Below are 2403 nucleotides of genomic sequence, written 5' to 3'. Positions count from 1 at the left end.
GGGCACATGCGCAGAATGGCAGGTGCTGGTAAAGGCGCCGGGAACCGCGAACAGCACGACTTTCCGCCCCTTCAGCTTGTCTGACAGCTGCACCTGCTCGGGGCCGTTGTCTCCGATGAGCGTCAGTGTCGCGTCCGGCAGTTGGTCTCCAACAGAAATCATCGCAGGTTCCTCTTTCTCATGATTGCGTTTTGAAGCCCCGGGTATATAGGGTCCGATGAAAGCGTGACGGGAACTGCTGAGGGAGGCAAGGGATTATGTCCCACATCGTCGTTATTGGAGCAGGGCAGGCCGGGTCCTCGCTGGTGGCAAAACTGCGTAAGGATGGGTTCGACGGGGAGATTACCCTGATTGGCGCGGAAGACGCACTGCCCTATCAGCGCCCGCCTTTGTCCAAGGCCTATCTGCTGGGCGAGATGGAGCTGGAACGCCTGTTCCTGCGGCCCGAAAGTTTCTATGCGGACAACAACATCACCCTGAAGCTGGGCCAGCGGGTGACTGGCATCGATCCGGCAGCGAAAACTGTGAGCCTGGGCGATGAGGTAATCCCCTATGACCAGCTGGCGCTGACCACCGGTTCCGACCCGCGCCGCTTGCCGGCGGCGATCGGCGGCGATCTGGACGGCGTCTATGTGGTGCGCGGATTGACCGACGTTGATGCGATGGCGCCGCATGTGGCCGAGGGCAAGCGCGCGCTGATCGTCGGCGGCGGCTACATCGGGCTGGAGGCCGCCGCGGTCTGCGCCAAGCGCGGCGTGCACGTGACGCTGGTCGAGATGGCCGACCGCATCCTGCAGCGGGTGGCGGCGCCGGAAACCTCGGATTTCTTCCGCAGCCTGCATGCCTCCCACGGAGTGGACATCCGCGAAGGCGTTGGGCTGGAGCGGCTGGAAGGCGAGGAAGGCAAGGTGACCCGCGCAGTGCTGAGCGGCGGCGAAACCGTTGAGGTGGATTTTGTCGTCGTTGGCGTCGGCATCACCCCGACGTCGCAGCTGGCTGAAATGGCCGGGCTGGAGCTGGACAACGGCATCAGGGTGGACGCCAAGGGCCGCACTTCGGACGCTGCGATCTGGTCGGCGGGCGATTGCGCCTCCTTCCCGTTTCAGGGCAAGCGCATCCGCCTGGAAAGCGTGCCGAACGCCATTGATCAGGCCGAAGTGGTGGCGCAGAACATGCTGGGCGCGGACAAGGATTACGTCGCAACGCCCTGGTTCTGGTCCGATCAGTATGACGTCAAATTGCAGATTGCGGGCCTGAATACCGGCTATGACAATGTGGTTACCCGCCAGGGCGAGGGCCAGCAGGTGTCGTTCTGGTACTACAAGGGCGATCAGTTGGTTGCAGTGGACGCGATGAATGACCCGCGCGCCTATATGGTGGGCAAACGCCTGATCGATATGGGTAAGACAGCGGACAAAGCGGTGGTTGCCGACCCCGCTGCCGATCTGAAGCCGATGCTGAAAGCGTGAGGATCATCGCAGGAGACTTCCGTGGCCGTGCCTTGGCCGCGGTGGGCAAGGGCGACGCGGGCGCCCATCTGCGCCCGACCACCGACCGGGTGCGCGAAAGCCTGTTCAACGTGCTGATGCACACCGGCGCCATCCCCGGCGCCCGGGTTCTGGACCTGTTTGCAGGCACCGGCGCGCTGGGGTTGGAGGCGCTGTCGCGCGGTGCGGCGGAGGCGGTTTTCGTGGACGACGGGCGTGTCTCAACCGGTTTGATCCGCAAAAACATCGGCATCTGCCGGGCCGAAGACCGCTGCACCTTGGCCCGTCGCGATGCGCTGAAGCTGGGGCAGAACCCGGAGGCTCCGTTTGATCTGATCTTCCTTGATCCGCCTTATGGCAAAGGGCTGGGGGAAAAGGCTCTGACCGTGGCTGTGGCTGGCGGCTGGGTGGCAGAAGACGCGCTGGTGGTCTGGGAAGAAAACGCGCCTGTCGCCGTGCCGGAAGGGTTCGAGCTTCAGGACAGCCGCAAATACGGCGACACCCATATTGCACTGATGTGGAAAGCCGCCTGAGGCAGCTTACTGCAAGCCCTTTTAGGGAAGCCGAAAACAATGAGTTCTCTGTGCCGATCCGGCGCAGTTTCACTGTGCGGGCCGCCGTCCTTTGGCACGTGTCAACTGCGGACCATCTGCAGGGTTGCCAAGGTTCTTGCCGTTTCCACAGCGAAAACGATCCCCGCGAAACCTCGCAATTATCCCACCCTTGCCCCGATCTTGCCTGATTTCACCCGCAACACTGGGGGCAACACGGATACACGAGGATGGGTGAATATGGACCGACTGACCGAGATGGAGGCCTTTGCCAATGTGGTGGACCAGGGCGGCTTCACCGATGCGGCACGCAAGATGGGGATCTCGAAATCCGCAGTCTCCAAGCATGTTTCGAGCCTGGAAAC

General features: G+C 62.6%; 4 protein-coding genes. 3 read left to right on the top strand and 1 reads right to left on the bottom strand.

Features of this window, described 5'->3' with window-relative positions:
• On the bottom strand, positions 1 to 162 hold a 162-nt coding region (locus tag A2I95_RS31780), incomplete at its 3' end, for a redoxin family protein (RefSeq protein ID WP_291736242.1).
• Between the two features lie 95 nt (positions 163 to 257).
• On the opposite strand from A2I95_RS31780, the gene A2I95_RS31775 reads away from it, so the two are divergent.
• From A2I95_RS31775 to A2I95_RS31765, 3 genes are all read left to right on the top strand, one after another.
• Positions 258 to 1469, top strand: a complete 1212-nt coding sequence (locus tag A2I95_RS31775) for an FAD-dependent oxidoreductase (RefSeq protein WP_291736238.1) — start codon at positions 258 to 260, stop codon at positions 1467 to 1469.
• The gene (gene rsmD / locus A2I95_RS31770) at positions 1466 to 2020 is read left to right on the top strand and encodes a 16S rRNA (guanine(966)-N(2))-methyltransferase RsmD (RefSeq protein WP_291736237.1); all 555 of its coding nucleotides are present in this window, start codon (positions 1466 to 1468) and stop codon (positions 2018 to 2020) included. The genes A2I95_RS31775 and rsmD overlap by 4 nt, the downstream gene beginning before the upstream one ends.
• A 258-nt stretch (positions 2021 to 2278) precedes the next feature.
• The coding region (locus tag A2I95_RS31765) for a LysR family transcriptional regulator (protein WP_291736240.1) at positions 2279 to 2403 on the top strand (125 nt) is incomplete at its 3' end.

The sequence above is a fragment of the Leisingera sp. F5 genome (genome assembly GCF_001593695.1).
Note: the sequence above shows the minus strand (reverse complement) of the source record. Positions and strands in the feature narration are given on the sequence as shown.

What these genes read in the sequence shown, in the direction of transcription:
- A2I95_RS31775 (WP_291736238.1), top strand. Translation starts at nt 258, where the DNA reads ATGTCCCACATCGTCGTTATTGGAGCAGGGCAGGCCGGGTCCTCGCTG.